18 protein-coding genes, 2 tRNA genes and 2 rRNA genes are annotated in these 14,217 nt (G+C 66.3%); 11 read left to right on the forward strand and 11 right to left on the reverse strand.

Translation table 11 applies throughout. The features are described 5' to 3' along the window. The first annotated feature begins 190 nt into the window (after positions 1 to 190). Positions 191 to 961, forward strand: coding sequence for a coenzyme F420-0:L-glutamate ligase (locus tag ACSBP4_RS12210; RefSeq protein ID WP_435552363.1), 771 nt, complete (start codon positions 191 to 193; stop codon positions 959 to 961). Beyond that, positions 958 to 1,968: a 5,10-methylenetetrahydromethanopterin reductase gene (locus ACSBP4_RS12215; RefSeq protein ID WP_435552364.1), complete on the forward strand. Its 1,011-nt coding sequence runs from the start codon at positions 958 to 960 to the stop codon at positions 1,966 to 1,968. Before ACSBP4_RS12210 ends, ACSBP4_RS12215 begins: the two co-directional genes overlap by 4 nt. Positions 1,969 to 1,982: 14 nt before the next feature. Here ACSBP4_RS12215 and ACSBP4_RS12220 read toward each other — a convergent pair whose 3' ends face one another. After that, positions 1,983 to 2,177, reverse strand: a complete 195-nt coding sequence (locus tag ACSBP4_RS12220; protein ID WP_006648101.1) for a hypothetical protein — start codon at positions 2,175 to 2,177, stop codon at positions 1,983 to 1,985. A gap of 107 nt (positions 2,178 to 2,284) precedes the next feature. Here ACSBP4_RS12220 and ACSBP4_RS12225 point away from each other — a divergent pair, with 107 nt between their 5' ends. The 6 genes from ACSBP4_RS12225 to yciH all read left to right on the forward strand — a co-directional run bounded on the left by ACSBP4_RS12225 (position 2,285) and on the right by yciH (position 7,817). Further along, entirely contained in the window at positions 2,285 to 2,524 is a 240-nt protein-coding gene (locus ACSBP4_RS12225) for a DUF7573 domain-containing protein (protein ID WP_006648102.1), read from the forward strand. A gap of 96 nt (positions 2,525 to 2,620) precedes the next feature. After that, positions 2,621 to 2,815, forward strand: coding sequence for a cold-shock protein (locus tag ACSBP4_RS12230; RefSeq protein ID WP_006648103.1), 195 nt, complete (start codon positions 2,621 to 2,623; stop codon positions 2,813 to 2,815). A gap of 208 nt (positions 2,816 to 3,023) precedes the next feature. Then, positions 3,024 to 4,004, forward strand: coding sequence for an AAA family ATPase (locus ACSBP4_RS12235; RefSeq protein WP_435552365.1), 981 nt, complete (start codon positions 3,024 to 3,026; stop codon positions 4,002 to 4,004). Continuing rightward, positions 4,001 to 5,062, forward strand: coding sequence for a DUF58 domain-containing protein (locus ACSBP4_RS12240; RefSeq protein ID WP_435552366.1), 1,062 nt, complete (start codon positions 4,001 to 4,003; stop codon positions 5,060 to 5,062). Before ACSBP4_RS12235 ends, ACSBP4_RS12240 begins: the two co-directional genes overlap by 4 nt. Then, positions 5,059 to 7,368, forward strand: coding sequence for a DUF3488 and transglutaminase-like domain-containing protein (locus ACSBP4_RS12245; protein WP_435552367.1), 2,310 nt, complete (start codon positions 5,059 to 5,061; stop codon positions 7,366 to 7,368). The genes ACSBP4_RS12240 and ACSBP4_RS12245 overlap by 4 nt, the downstream gene beginning before the upstream one ends. A 155-nt stretch (positions 7,369 to 7,523) precedes the next feature. After that, positions 7,524 to 7,817 carry a stress response translation initiation inhibitor YciH gene (yciH, locus tag ACSBP4_RS12250; protein ID WP_006180453.1) on the forward strand — a complete coding sequence of 98 codons (294 nt, stop codon included), beginning with the start codon at positions 7,524 to 7,526 and terminating at the stop codon, positions 7,815 to 7,817. A 122-nt stretch (positions 7,818 to 7,939) separates the two neighbouring features. Here the strand turns inward: yciH and ACSBP4_RS12255 are convergent, their stop codons facing one another. The 7 genes from ACSBP4_RS12255 to ACSBP4_RS12285 form a co-directional block, all read right to left on the reverse strand. Next, entirely contained in the window at positions 7,940 to 8,305 is a 366-nt protein-coding gene (locus ACSBP4_RS12255; protein ID WP_049965589.1) for a rhodanese-like domain-containing protein, read from the reverse strand. 105 nt (positions 8,306 to 8,410) lie between these two features. After that, entirely contained in the window at positions 8,411 to 8,980 is a 570-nt protein-coding gene (locus ACSBP4_RS12260; RefSeq protein ID WP_435552368.1) for an NUDIX hydrolase, read from the reverse strand. Between the two features lie 60 nt (positions 8,981 to 9,040). Continuing rightward, positions 9,041 to 9,460: a DUF5809 family protein gene (locus ACSBP4_RS12265; protein WP_006648109.1), complete on the reverse strand. Its 420-nt coding sequence runs from the start codon at positions 9,458 to 9,460 to the stop codon at positions 9,041 to 9,043. A gap of 25 nt (positions 9,461 to 9,485) precedes the next feature. After that, positions 9,486 to 9,914 carry a DUF5810 domain-containing protein gene (locus ACSBP4_RS12270; protein WP_049965586.1) on the reverse strand — a complete coding sequence of 143 codons (429 nt, stop codon included), beginning with the start codon at positions 9,912 to 9,914 and terminating at the stop codon, positions 9,486 to 9,488. 36 nt (positions 9,915 to 9,950) lie between these two features. Further along, on the reverse strand, positions 9,951 to 10,424 hold the full coding sequence (gene rimI, locus ACSBP4_RS12275; RefSeq protein WP_049965584.1) for a ribosomal protein S18-alanine N-acetyltransferase: 474 nt from the start codon (positions 10,422 to 10,424) through the stop codon (positions 9,951 to 9,953). A gap of 201 nt (positions 10,425 to 10,625) precedes the next feature. Then, positions 10,626 to 11,120, reverse strand: a complete 495-nt coding sequence (locus ACSBP4_RS12280; RefSeq protein WP_049965583.1) for a DUF892 family protein — start codon at positions 11,118 to 11,120, stop codon at positions 10,626 to 10,628. 62 nt (positions 11,121 to 11,182) lie between these two features. Beyond that, positions 11,183 to 11,473, reverse strand: coding sequence for a DUF6360 family protein (locus tag ACSBP4_RS12285; RefSeq protein ID WP_435552369.1), 291 nt, complete (start codon positions 11,471 to 11,473; stop codon positions 11,183 to 11,185). A gap of 664 nt (positions 11,474 to 12,137) precedes the next feature. On the opposite strand from ACSBP4_RS12285, the gene ACSBP4_RS12290 reads away from it, so the two are divergent. The 3 genes from ACSBP4_RS12290 to ACSBP4_RS12300 all read left to right on the forward strand — a co-directional run bounded on the left by ACSBP4_RS12290 (position 12,138) and on the right by ACSBP4_RS12300 (position 13,165). Beyond that, positions 12,138 to 12,278, forward strand: coding sequence for a hypothetical protein (locus ACSBP4_RS12290; protein ID WP_006180461.1), 141 nt, complete (start codon positions 12,138 to 12,140; stop codon positions 12,276 to 12,278). A gap of 57 nt (positions 12,279 to 12,335) precedes the next feature. Then, positions 12,336 to 13,031: a DUF7119 family protein gene (locus tag ACSBP4_RS12295; RefSeq protein WP_006648119.1), complete on the forward strand. Its 696-nt coding sequence runs from the start codon at positions 12,336 to 12,338 to the stop codon at positions 13,029 to 13,031. A gap of 60 nt (positions 13,032 to 13,091) precedes the next feature. Further along, positions 13,092 to 13,165, forward strand: a tRNA-Lys gene (locus ACSBP4_RS12300). A gap of 269 nt (positions 13,166 to 13,434) precedes the next feature. Here the strand turns inward: ACSBP4_RS12300 and ACSBP4_RS12305 are convergent. The 3 genes from ACSBP4_RS12305 to ACSBP4_RS12315 all read right to left on the reverse strand — a co-directional run. After that, a tRNA-Cys gene (locus tag ACSBP4_RS12305) sits at positions 13,435 to 13,510 on the reverse strand. A gap of 142 nt (positions 13,511 to 13,652) precedes the next feature. Continuing rightward, positions 13,653 to 13,774 (reverse strand): 5S ribosomal RNA (gene rrf / locus ACSBP4_RS12310). 127 nt (positions 13,775 to 13,901) lie between these two features. Then, a 23S ribosomal RNA gene (locus ACSBP4_RS12315) occupies positions 13,902 to 14,217 on the reverse strand; the annotation flags it as partial.

The raw sequence follows: 14,217 nt of genomic DNA on the forward strand, positions 1-14,217 counted from the left end.
CTTTCAGATATTAAACTACACCTATAGAGAATGTCGATTATTCTATCAGCAGTATAGCGGTGAGACCGGAGAGCGCGCCGATGGTGTCGGCTTCCCCGTGGAAAATGTCAGAATCGCTCTCGAGCCAACCATCAGTGACTCCATTCTCCGGTGACGGTGCCCTTTTGACGCCGCTTCCCCACCCACCGGTATGGAACTCAACGGCGTGGCGGACCTGCCCGAGGTCCGCCCCGGCGACGACATCGCCGCCCTCGTCGCGGATCGGGTCGACCTCGAGCCGGGCGACGTACTCACCGTCGCGAGTACGATCGTCTCGAAGGCCGAGGGTCGGACGGCGGACTTAGAGGAGTATCCCGTCAGCGGGCGAGCCGAGGAGATCGCCGACCGGATCGAATCGGTCGCGGGCGAGGAGAAGGACCCGCGGTTCGCACAGGCGGTCTTAGAGGAGAGTTCGGAGCTGCTGATCGACTGTCCGTTCCTGCTGGCCGAGACGCGCTTCGGCCACATCGCGCCGAACGCGGGGATCGACCGCTCGAACGTGCCCGGTCACGACATCCTCCTGTTGCCGCGCAAGCCGAGCGAGAGCGCCGAGCGGATCCGCTCGGGGCTCGCGGCGCGGGGCTACGATGACGTCGGCGTCGTGGTGACCGACACCTGCGGGCGACCGTTCCGGCACGGACAGACCGGCGTCGCGATCGGCTGGGCCGGGCTGCCAGCCAGCCGGGACTGGCGCGGCGAGGCGGACCGGGACGGCCACGAACTCGGCGTCACCGTCCAGTCGGTGATCGACGAACTCGCCGCCGCCGCGAACCTCGTGACCGGCGAGGGCGCGGGCGGGACCCCGGCTGTCGTCGTCCACGACTGGGAGTTCGGCGACCACGAGGGGAGCGACGAACTCTTCCGGTCGGTCGACGACGACCTGATTCGACAGGCGCTGCGGGAGTGGAGGGGCGACGCATGAGCGACGACTCGAGTCAGCCGACCTGGGGGATCGAACTCACGCCCGAACACCCGCCCGATCGGCTCGCTGATCTGGCCGGGCTCGCGGAGGACGAGGGGTTCGACGTCGCGTTCGCGAGCGGCCACTACTTCAACCGCGATCCGTTCGTCGTCCTCTCGCGGATGGCCGACGCCACCGACGACCTGCAGCTTGGCCCGGGCGTCGTCAACCCCTACGAGACCCACCCCGTGAAACTCGCCTCACAGACCGCGACGATCGACGAGGTCAGCGACGGGCGGGCGGTCTTCGGCGTCGGTGCCGGCGATCGCTCCTCGCTGTCGAACCTGGGTATCGAGCGCGACAGCCCGCTCCGGCGCGTCCTCGAGACGTTCGACCTCGCGCGGGACCTCTGGGACGGCGAGACGGTCACCCACGAGGGGACCTTCACCGCGCGGGACGCCTCGCTGAACCTCGAGCCGGCCGGGGAGATACCGATCTACGTCGGCGCACAGGGCCCGCACATGCTCCGAATGAGCGCGAAACACGCCGACGGCGTGTTGATAAACGCCGCCCATCCGCGGGACCTCGAGTGGGCCGCGGGGCAGGTAGAACAGGGGCTCGCGGAACGGCCCGACGACTACGGCGACTTCGAGTCGCTCGCGTTCGCCAGCGTCAGCGTCGCCGCCGACGAGAGCGAGGCACGCGAGGCCGCCCGGCCACCCGTCGCCTTCATCGTCGGCGGGGCCGCCGAGCCGGTCCTCGAGCGCCACGACATCGACCGGGAGGCCGCGAGTGCGGTGAGCGAGTCCCTCGAGCAGGGTGACCTGCCCGAGGCGTTCGGCCGCGTCACGCCGGCGATGATCGACGCCTTCTGTATCGCCGGGACGACCGAGACGGTCGCCGACCGGTTCGGGGCGGCACTCGAACACGTCGACGGGATCGTCGTCGGTTCGCCACTGGGGCCGGACCTCGAGGACGCGGTCGAACGGGCGAGCGAGGCGCTGGCGCGGGTGAGTACCGACGGCTGAAAAGCGACTCGCAGTCAGTTCGCAGTAAAGAGGTCACCGACCGCGCCGAGGGTGAGCGCGCCGAAGACGGCCAGCGAGAAGACGACGAGGAGGCCACCGATCAGGACCAGCAACGGCGCGAGCCCGTCCCCCGCAGCGACGTCACTGAAGAGTTCGGTCATCTCGGTGAGGTTGTCCACGACGATGTTCGACGGTGTGATGGTGTCCATATGCGGGGGTTGTTATCGGGGCTACTTGTCCGTGCCGGTCCCGCCCGGCCGGTCGACCACACAGCATCGTCGGAGCGATTAAGCCGCTCCCGCTCTAACATCGGCCCGTGACTGAGGACGCGACGCTCTCGGCGTTCGGCGACGAGGAAACGGCCACCGAGTCGGGCGGCGACGGGGCCGGAGCCGAGACGGAGTCAGGGAGCGACGACGCGAGTCCCGGCGATGGGGCGAGCGTCCGCTCGACGTACGCGTGGGGAACGTACACGTGCAGCCACTGTGAGACCGCGGTCGACCGGGTCTGGCGCGCGGACGGCGACCTCGTCTGTCCGGACTGCAAATCATGGTAATCGGCGACTGCCGGCGGTAACGACCGGCTTCTCGAGGGTGTCCTGCGGGCGGGCTCCCGAAGTTTTATATCTTCGTCGCGGCTTTGTACACGTGCAATGGCGAAAGGTACGGTCGACTTCTTCAACGACACTGGCGGCTACGGCTTCATCGAAACTGACGACGCGGACGAGGACGTGTTCTTCCACATGGAGGACATCGGCGGTCCTGACCTCGAGGAGGGGCAGGAGTTGGAGTTCGAGATCGAGGAGGCCGAGAAGGGGCCACGCGCGACTAACGTCGAGCGGCTCTAGGTCGTCCCGAACGGAGGTATCGTTTTCCGACTGCTAGCCGGATAGCTTCGGCACCGTCGATCAACGGGTTCGAGCGACGATCGGTCGACCGGCCGCCGATACGTCTCATACGAGTATTAATTCCCGTGACACAAAACATATGTCTCGGAGCGCCGGATGTCGTAGTAACGGCCGAGTCGCCCGCCTCCCCGCGGCCAGTGACGAGAGTATGACCGATGCCAATCCGACGCCGGACGCGAGTACCGATCCGCCGACCGACGGCGATACCCTCCGGATCGACACCGTCGAACGGCTCTGTGACGACATCGAGCGAAACGTCGCCGACGTCATCGTCGGGCACGACGACGCCGTCGAACACGTCGTCACCGCCTTGCTCGGCCGCGGCCACGTCCTGCTCGAGGACGTGCCGGGAGTCGGCAAGACCATGCTCGCGCGCTCGATCGCCAGATCCGTCGACTGCTCGTTCAGTCGGGTCCAGTTCACCCCCGATCTCCTCCCGACGGACGTGACCGGCGTCAACGTCTTCAACCAGAAGACCCGCGAGTTCGAGTTCCAGCCCGGCCCCGTCTTCGGCAACATCGTCCTCGGCGACGAGATCAACCGCGCGCCGCCGAAGACGCAGGCGGCCCTGCTCGAGGCGATGGAGGAAGAGCAGGTCACCACCGACGGCCGGACCCGCGAGCTGCCGACGCCGTTTACCGTGATCGCCACCCAGAACGCCGTCGAGCCCAACCGGACCTACGAGTTGCCCTTCGCCGAGGTCGATCGCTTCATGAAGAAGCTCCGCCTGGGCTACCCCGACCCCGACGAGGAGGCCGAACTGCTCGGCCGGACCGTCGGCGATCACCCCATCGAGTCCCTCGAAGCGGTGACCGACCGCGAGACCCTCGTCGCCGCCCGCGAGACCGTCTCGACGGTACAGGTCGCCGAGCCGGTCCGGGAGTACGTCACGCGGCTGGCGGCGTACACCCGCGAGAACGCCCACATCGGCGTCAGCCCCCGCGGGACGATCTCCCTGCTGCGGGCGGCCCAGGCCCGGGCGGTCACCAACGGTCGGGAGTACGTGATTCCCGACGACGTCGAGACCGAGGCGCGGGTCGTCCTGGGCCATCGGATCAAGACGAACGGTCGCGACCGCGACGGTATCGCGGTCGTCGAGGACGCACTCGAGCGCGTCCCCGTCGAATGAGACTCACGCGCCGCGGCTGGGTCGCCGTCGCCGTCGTCCTCGCGGCCGCCGCGATGAGCTGGCGGTTCGGGCCGCGTGCGTTGAACGCCGTTGTCGTCCCGCTGCTCGTCGTCCTCCTCGCCGGCACCGTCGTGATCGCCCGCGCCGAACGGCCCCGCGTGACCCGCCGTCCGCTCGCCGAGGGGTTCATCGGCGAGGAACGAACGGTTTCGGTCGCGATCGAAACCGACGGCGCCGTCGCAGCGACGGTATCCGATACCGTCGGCGACGGCCTCTCGGCGATCACGGCACCCCACGCCGAGACGACCCTCGACGGCGAGGCGACGTTCGCCTACGACCTGCGGCTCGAGGCGCGCGGCCGCCATCGGGTCGGGCCGCTCTCGATCGTGGTCAGCGACGTCGTCGGCCTGGTCGAACGGCGGTTCGAGTACGAGGAGACGGCGACGGTCCTGGTCTATCCCCGGGTTCGGGCCCTCGACGGCGGCCCCGCGGTCGATCGGCGGACGCTCGCCAGCGTCGCCGACCGACGGACCCGCGAGGAGTTCGACCATCTCCGGACGTACCAACGGGGCGATCCGATGGCCGACGTCCACTGGAAGAGCGCGGCCAAACGCCCCGACGAGGACCTCGTCGTCACGGAGTACGCCGACGACGACGCGGTCGGTGCCATCACGATCGCCGCCGATTACCCGACCGACCGCGAGGACGGGGTCGACGAGATGGCGTCGGCCGCCGCCAGCGTCGCGACCGCCCTCCTCGAGCAGGGGGCGACGGTCGGGCTCGTCACGCCCGACGCGAGACAGCCACCGGGAACGGGCCGTGCCCATCACCGGGACCTGCTCGGACTGCTCGCCGTCGCCGAACCGGGTGAACTCCCCGAGGAAGAGCGCCGAGACGCCGACGTCGTGGTCCGGACCGAGTCGACCGGGACGACGATCACGGTCGACGGCCGGGAGATCCCCTTTGATCGGCTGTTCAGCACGGATCGTTCGGGCCGGATGGGAGACGACGGGCCGGTCGATCCCGACCCCGGCAATCGATCGGGGGTGAGCGTATGAGGACGGAGACCGCGAGCCACGCCGGCGAGCGGACGGTCGCGATCGATACCGACGGGACGGTCGATGTCGCCCGCTGGCTGGCACTCGGCTGCGTCTTGGCCCTGACGGCGTCGTACGTCTCGGTCCTGTACGGCGTGACACAGGTCGTCGGCGGTAGTCGATCGTTGCTGGCGATCGTCGGCCTGAGCCTCGCCGCGGCGACGGTCCTCGCGGGGCTGATCCGCCCACGGACCGCGGCGATGGTCGCCGCGGTCGGGGCCGGGATCGGGTTCGCCTACTACTTCACGTCGGCCGGCGTCGAACTCGGTACCGTTCTCACGGCGACCGACCAGCTCGTTTCCGATACCGTCGCGCTCGCGACCGGGCTCCCGTTGCTTCGAATGGTGCAGGCGGGGACCTGGACGCTCGGGTTCGCGCCCGCCCCCGTGTTCCTCTCGTGGTATCTCGCCGCCCGGGGCCGGTACGCCGCCAGCGTCGTCCCCGGCGGCGCGGCGCTGGGCTTTCTCGTTCTGACCGGGGACGCGGGGACACCGGCCGCGCTCGCCGGCACCCTCGCAGCCATCGGTGCCGTTGCCTTCGGCGACCTCCGCCACCGTGGCGGCTCGATCGCACAGGCGGACCTGCTCGCGGTCCTGTTCGCGGTGACCGTCGCGCTCTCGCTGTCGGTCTCGGTCGTCCCCGGCGAGCCGACGGGGCCGACACACCTGACACAGGGCGAACCCGGGACCCTCGAGGCGACGATCGACTCGGCACCCCAGCGCTCGGGGATCTCGGGACAGGTGGATCTCTCGCCCGAAGTCAGGTTCACCGTCGAGTCAGACAAGCCGAGCTACTGGCGGACGGGCGTCTACGATCGGTTCACCGGCGACGAGTGGGTCCGGACCGGTCAGGACAGACGATACGACGGGCAGCTGGCCCGACCCCCCGGCGGCGGCGACACCGTCACACAGACGGTCACCGCCGAGACGGAGTTGGGCATCATGCCCGTCGCCGCCCAGCCGGTCGATCTCGGCGGCGAGGTCACGCGGCGAACGACCGTCTCCAGACACGGCCAACCCCGACCCGAAACGCCGCTCCAGCCGGGCGAGAGCTACACGGTCGAGAGCGCTGTCGTCGATCCCAGCCCGGCGGCGCTTCGAGCCGCGGGGACCGACTACCCGGACGGAATCACCGACACGTACCTCCAGACGCCCGAAGACACCTCGAGCGCCTTTGGCGGCCGAACCGACGAGATCACTGCCGGCGCCGACACCCCCTACGACAAAGCGGTCGCGATCGAGGACGCCCTCGAGTCGACGAAGCGCTATTCGCTCGAGGTGTCCCAGCCCTCGGGCAACGTCGCCGAGAAGTTTCTGCTGGAAATGGAGGCGGGCTACTGCGTCTACTTCGCGACGACGATGACCCAGATGCTCCGTGAAGAGGGGGTTCCGGCCCGCTACGTCACCGGCTACACGACCGGCCAGCAGGTCGACGACGACACCTACGTCGTTCGCGGGCTCGACGCCCACTCCTGGGTCGAGGTCTACTTCCCCGATCACGGCTGGGTCCGGTTCGATCCGACGCCGAGCAGTACTCGGAGCGACGTCCACACCGACCGCCTGCAGGAGGCCCGCGCAAACGGGAACGACGACGCCGACACCGACGAGAGCGCCGACGTGCCAATCGACGGGAGCGATCCCGGAACGGACGAGGAGCCACGAGATGGGGACGGATCCGACCCCTTTGACGGGAACGGAACCGAACCGAACGACCCGTCCGACGTGCAGGAACCCCAAAACGACACGGAACCCGAGAACAACGCTACGAACGACACCGACGACCCCGAGACGTCGTTCAACGGCACCACCGTCGACGGCGGGGACGAGCGATCCTGGCTCGAGCGCCTCTCGGCGATCGCACGCGAGTCGGTCGCGCTCGGGGTGGTGGCGCTTGTCGGCCTCGCTGCGGGGGCGCGTCGGACCGGCGCGCTGGCGCGACTCCGGCGGGAGATCGGCGTCTACTGGCACGGCCCCCGGCGCGATCCCGACCGGGACGCCGAACGCGCGTTCGAGCGCCTCGAGCGCCTGCTGGCCCGACAGTACCGGCCCCGACGACGCTCGGAATCGGCCCGGGCGTATCTGACGGCCCTTGCCGCGGCCGCCACCGAAGGCGAGCCGCCGACGGATCCGCGCCTCGAGCGCATCCTCGAGGCCTACGAACGGGCGACCTATGGCGGGGGCGTCGACAGGGAGGACGCCGACGCGGCGATCGCAGTCGTCGACGATCTCGCCCGGGACCGGCTCCCGGTGATCGGCCGTCGAGAGTGACAGCGACTCCGGGTGTCCACGGTCAGATGATTCCGGAAGTGGGGAGAGCGACCGCGATTTCCCCGCGTCTCCGGCTCGCCCCTTGAAAAAGAACCACGCGAAGGCATGCGGGTCCCGATAGTGTTTAATATGCCCGTTTCATACCAACGAACGTAATGTCGGAAGTCTGCTCGACGTGCGGGCTGCCCGAGGAACTCTGCGTCTGCGAGGACGTGGCCAAGGGCCAACAGCAACTCAACATCCGCATTGACGAGCGCAGATACGGGAAAGAGGTAACGATCGTCGAAGGATTCGATCCGAAGGACGTCGATCTGGACAGTCTCTCGTCGGATCTCAAATCAAAATTCGCCTGTGGTGGCACCGTCGAGGACGACCAGATCGAACTCCAAGGCAACCACACTGGCCGCATCGAGGAGTTCCTTCGGGACCGCGGCTTCAACGTCGCCTGATGCCCGCGATGCTCTGAGACGACTTCCGAACCCACGACCGCGTCGCCGCTTCAGTATCCGTTTTTCGCGTCGCTCCACTGAGAGCCACCGCTATCGGTCGAGTCGATACGATCGAGGCCGCGTTAGAAGGGCGATTCCTGCTCGGCCTCGTCGTCCTCGCCGTCATCCTCGCGGACGAGCCCGAACTTCATCCCGTACTTGTCCAGCCCGCCCGCCATGCTCTCGACGCGCGCGTCGGCGGTCCCCTCGTAGGTGCCGATGAGCTGGGCCGCCTGGACGCTCGCCTTCCCGTGTGGACAGACCGTGACGATGTGATCCTCGCCCTCGAGTTCCTCGAGCCGGTCCATGAGCCGATCGAACGGAATGTTCTCGCTGTCGGGGATGTGGCTGTGGTCGAAGCTCCGCTCGTCGCGGATGTCGACGATCCGAACGTCCGCGTCGTCCTCTACGAGTTCCTTGACCTCATCCGGGGAGATTTCGCCGTCCATTACCGGAACGATAGGCATCGACGCGAATAAGAACCGGGGTTTGGGCCCTCGACGGCCCGACAGATCCCCTGCAATCGCCCGTCGTACCGATTTCGACAGTCCGTCTCAGAGGACGCCGTCTTCCTTCGCCAACAACAACCCCGAGAGAGTCGCGTCGTTCGTCGGTCCCTCGCGGACGCGCTCGAGCGCCTCGCTCACCGGGATCGTCCGGACGTCGAGGAACTCGTTGGTGTCCAGTTCCCGCTCACCCGGCTCGAGTCCCTCGGCGTAGACGATTCCGCGGTCGTGGCGCAACACGCCCGTCGCGACGGCGTACTCCTGTAGCAGGGCCGTACTCGAGGGCCGGAAGCCGGTCTCCTCCTCGAGTTCGCGGGCCGCCGCCGTCGTGTAGGACTCGCTGCCCTCGACGATCCCCGCCGGCAACTCGAGATGCGTCTCGCGGATCGTCGGCCGGTACTGCTCGACGAACAGGAGGTGATCGCCGTCGCCGTCCGCGTCGGCGAGAACGCCCCCGTCGACCCGCGCGACCACGACCACCGCGTCCGGCAGCTGGGCCCAGTAGTAGCGCTTTTCGGTTCCGTCGGGCTGTTCGAGCAAGTCGTAACCGCCGTCGTACCAACTCGTCTCGTACTCGGTTCGCTCCTCGAGCAACGCCCACTCGTCGGGTACAGTCATCGGCTATCACTGCGGACTCGAGGCCGTAATAGATGGTCGTTCGTCGAGCCACGAACCGTCTCAGGACCGGTCGACTACGTCCCGGTACACCCGCCCGAACGCCTGCCGACGGAGCGTCGCGACCGCCGCCTCGGGCTCGTTCTGGAAGGTCGCGGCGACGGCCGTACCGTCCGGTCCCGCGTGCCAGACGACGCGGTCGACGTCCTCGTGGCCGACTTCAGTCACCTCGCCGTCGTACCCCTCGCGCCACTCCTCGTACTCCTCGCGAGATCCGACGTGAACCTCAAGTAGATTGGCGAAGAGAGCGTCTCGAGCCGTTTCGACGACGTCGCCGGTGACCCGGTCGTCGTACTCTTCACGATCGAATTCCATGGCCTTCGCGACCTCGCGGACGACCGTCTGTGCCGCGGGTCCGACCGACTCGTAGCGTTCCCGCGCCTCGGCGGCCGACTCGAAACTGAACGTCCCCTCGGAGTGCATATTCGGACGGTCGACCGACTGGCAGTTACGCGTTTTCGTTCCCGTCGGCGCCGTCCGCCGAGTCGGCCCCCTCGTCCCCGTCCGAGGTCTGCATCTCGCGGGTCAACTCGGCGGCCTCCTGCAGAACGTCCGCCGCTTCGGCCGTCAGGTCGCCGCGACCGGGGCCGCGGCTCTGTCGACTCACCGCCCCCTCGAGCGAGTCGGGACGGCCCGGTTCGCGACCGTGGCCGTGATCGTGACCGCTCCCTTCGAACTCCGGCGTGTCGATCTCCTCGGCGTGCGGACTGACGCGGGCCCCGAGTTCCTCGGGGCTACAGTCGGCCCAATCGGGCGCGTACTCCTCGAGCCACTTGCGGTGTTCCTCGCGGCCCAGCGATGCGGTGATGGCGAGATGGTTCGCGAGATGGACCGCGTCTGCCTCCTCGGCATCACAGACCGGACAGGCGTATCCCATACCCGGAGATACGGCCGCAGACGGTAAAACGTCCCGCTACTCCACTTTGCGGATCATCACGATCGCGTCCTCGCCGTCGCCGTAGTACGCCGGCACCCGGCGGAGCGGCTCGAACCCGAACTCCCGATAGAGCCGTTTGGCCCCGTCGTTCGACCGGCGCACCTCGAGTTTGACCGTCCCTGCCCCCTGGGCCGCGAGGACGCCGAGCGATCGGGACAACAGTGCGGAACCGATGCCGGCACCGCGGTGGTCGGGATGGACGGCGATGTCCTTGACGTGACCCAGTGCGCGGCCGATCTGCTGGGTCACGTCGGCCACGATATAGCCAGCGATCTCGCCGTCGGTTTCGGCGACCAGAAACCCGGGATTACCGAGAAAGCGTTCGAAGGCGTCGTAGGGCCAGGGCTGGGAAAACGAGTCGTTCTCGATGCGAACGACCGCGAGCAGGTCCGCCCGCTCCGCGGGCCGGATCGATACCCGTTCGCCGTCCTCCGGCGCGAACGTCGTCACAACCAGAAGTTACACGCCGAACAGTAAAAGCCGTACGCGTCCCGGAAGCAAGCCGACGATACGACCGGCTCGAGCCGGGGCCGACCGCCTACTCCTCGGCGTCTTCGTCGTCCCCGTCGAAATCGGTCGTCGGTTCCGCGTCTTCGGTACCGCCGTACTGGGTCTGCTCGTCGTCCGCGGCGGCGTCGTCCGTCACGGGACTCACTCCGCTGGGATCGCACCCATCTCGAACTCCTCGGTCAATTCTTTCAACTCCTCGAGAGCTTCCTGTTCCTCACGGAGGTTCTGTTCGAGGAGATCGGCCGCCTCGTCCATCCCGAGCTGGTCGGCCAGCGGGATCAGGTTCCCGTAGGCCGCGATCTCGTAGTGTTCGGTCTTCTCGGCGGCCGCCATGTTGTGATAGTCCATCACCGCCTGGTCCGGCTCCATCGCCGTGAACTCCTCGTACTCCTCGAGCAGCCCTTCGACCCCTTCACACTCCTCTTTCTCCGGCGGCTCGCCGAAACTGTCGAAGACCTCCTCGAGCCGATCGATCTGTCCCTGTGTCTCCTCGCGGTGATCCCCAAACGCCTGTGCGATCTCGTCGCGATCGGTATTCGACTCCAGTTCCTCGAGCGCGTCGAGCAGCTGGTGTTCCGCGTGATAGATGTCCTCGAGGCCGTGTTCGAACAGGTCGTGGATCGTCTCCATACTCATCGTGAACCAGTCGCTCGTTCACCCGCTGGGCGAAAAAGACGAGAGCCTGCGACGGCAGGCGCTCACGACTCCGTTTTCGTCGCCTCTTCGACCCGAGTCGCGTGTTTCTCGAGGTCCGCGGCCAGCGTCCGGGCCTGTTCGGCCGTCAACTCGAGATCCTCCATGTGCTTCGGGATGTACTCCTCCGAGAGGTTGTCGAATTCGAGCCGGAGCCGGACGCGCTCGGGATCCTCCCGATCGGCCGTTGCGTCGACGACGGCGATCGACTCCCACTCGAACGTCTCGCCCACTGCCTTCCCCTCGACGTAATCGAGCGTCGTGCGCGCAGTGACCGACAGCAATCGATCGGACATGTCAGTCGGGTCAATTCGCCGAGTCGACTTATACTACTCGTCCACCGTATCGATCTCGGGGTTCGGCCACCGCCTCCGAAGGGCCGGAACCGAACCCGCTCACCGACCGTTCCATCCGGCCGCGTACCCACCGCGCGCGAGAGTTGCTGGGAGCCACCGCCCGACGGATCAGCCGGGTCGTCGACCTCGATCGAATGCCGAACAGTGCCAAAGCCACCAGCCCGACCACGAACCATCGACCAGAGACGGCGTTCGTGCCTTACCTACCGGCCGTTTTTGCCCCAATCGGCTCGAGAGAACTCGACGCCGACTCGGTTAGAAACGAGCGATACTGCGGCCGACGGTCCACGACGGCCGCCGCTGCCGATGTCGAGATCCGGGAGTTCCCATCCGAGACGGCTATCGGTCCCGTTGTGACCGTCTAGACTCGCGTTCGTGGCCCCAGTGCGGAGCCGTTAGTTCCCTTCCGCACTGGTGGTGACTCGAGCCACGGGATAAGACGAGTACATCATCGCCCCGCAGCACCACATCGCTCGGCGACTCACGATCGGTTTCGATCGACCGACCCGTCGGAGATAGCGGCATAATCACCCCATAAGACAGAGCGCGGGTATCGCTTGCAGCCGAAGCGATACTTATCCCGTCGTGGTCCAAAGGGTGTCCCATGACAGACGCAGCCGAATGCAAACCGGAACCGCTCGAGCAGGAGACGAAAGAGCGCGACGACGCCCACCTCGACGACATCGAAGAAGGAGCCGGCTGTACGGAAATCTGGGAACACCTCGCCGAGAAGCGCGAAGAGTAGTGCGAGAATTTCGCCACGGCAACGACCTTTTTGACCGTCACTCCCGTATTCAAGTGCATGACTGACAACCGGTCCGGAGATCGTTCCTCCCGCCGCGGTGAAAACGGTCGTTCGATCCCGACGGACCGAGAATCACCCGTCGGCGCACCGGTCATCCGGGGCGACGAGTCGGTCGCGGGAACACACGCTCGCGAGGCCGTCCAGTTCGATCCCGACGATCCCGAGAGCCTCGCGGACGCCGCCGAGATCGTCCGCCAGTTTGCGGGCGGTGCAACCAACGACGACCACCTGTACATGCTCCGCGGGGCAGCCGCCTGCGCGGCACTCGTTCGCGGCGAGGGATCCTACAAGGCAGCCGCCGAACGTGCCGGCGGCGAAGCGACCGTCTCCTTTATTCGGAAGTGGGCTCGAGTCCATGATCTGCCGCGCTCGGTACGTAAACAGGTCGCGATCGGACAAATCGCGCCGACAGCTGCCAAACACATTGCCCGCGTCGGCGGCGAAGCACGGCTGCTTCTGGCCTGGGCAACACTCGATGGTGACCTTACAGTCCGCGACGTCCGAAGCGTCGCCAGTATGATCAACGACGGCGACTCCATCGAACATGCCCTCGCGGATCACGGTGTTACCCTCGGCGAACTCAGTCTTACCCTCTCGCCAACGACCTATCGCGACCTCCGCCGTCGTGCATCGGTCGATGACGTCGATCCGGGCCGGATCGTCACCGAAGCACTCGAACAGTACTTCGAATAGCAGTCCCGCGCGACGAAGAAAGAAACGTTTAACCGCTCCTCACCGAAAGTAGGGAACACAGGGCCGGTAGCTCAGTTTGGCAGAGCGTCTGGCTTTTAACCAGACGGTCGCGTGTTCAAATCGCGCCCGGCCCGCTTCTGCGAGGAACAGTTCGTGACGAGCGGAGCGGGGGTCGTGATCTGAACGCAGGAAACACACGGCGCGAGCGGAGCGATCGTGTATTCGAATCGTGCCCGGCCCAGACTGTGAGGTGTTTTGCTACTAACAACTGGACCGACGGCACTGTATGTAGAGAGATCGTAGTCTTCTGCGTGAAGCGAGTACGAGAGACCCGACTGTTCGAAGGAAGTCACTCGTCATATAAACGGATCAAACCGATAGCTGCCATCGTTGAAAACGGAAAAGCCAAGGGCCGGATTTGAACCGGCGGTGGGCGGCTCTGCAGGCCGCTGCGTTCGGCCGGACTCTGCCACCTTGGCGCGTTTTAGCGTTGTTACTGCGTTCGTTTAAGCATAGCGGTACGGATCAGCACTTGTATCGGATCGAAGTACGCTATAAATACAGAAACCCCCGACGGCCACTGGATAGCAGTGGCTGTTCGGGGGTGAAAGTGAGTATGAATGGTGGCGGCGAATCAGATTTCCCAGAGGGTCGCCCACTCCAGTACTGACCGAAACGCAGGCGAGCTTATCTTCCGTGTTCGGGATGGGTACGGGAGGCACCTCGCCGCTATGGCCGCCGTAACGCCGATTCACGGAATCGAACCGCGATCATGCCAATATCGGTGGTGTGTCCAAGACCGAGTGTACGTGTAGTCCAGTTTGCGTCCGGACCCGTTCACGCGTCACGGATCCAATGCGATGTAGTGTATGAGTGTGTGGCTTGGCCGATTAGTTCTCGCGGGCTCAACACCTCGTTGCCTTGGTGCGTACACCCCGAGTCTATCGATCTCGTCTTCTACGAGTGGCCTCGGTGGTATCTCTTTTTCAGGTGGGTTTCGAGCTTAGATGCGTTCAGCTCTTACCCCGTGGTGCGTCGCTGCCCAGCACGTGCCCTTTCGGACAGCTGGTACACGAGTGGCACCCATTCGTAGTTCCTCTCGTACTATACGAACGTTCCCGTCAGATACCGTAACACCCCCAATAGATAGCAGCCGACCTGTCTCACGACGGTCTAAACCCAGCTC

The sequence above is a fragment of the Natrinema sp. CGMCC1.2065 genome, assembly GCF_051225675.1.
Classification (GTDB): Archaea; Halobacteriota; Halobacteria; order Halobacteriales; family Natrialbaceae; genus Natrinema; species Natrinema thermotolerans.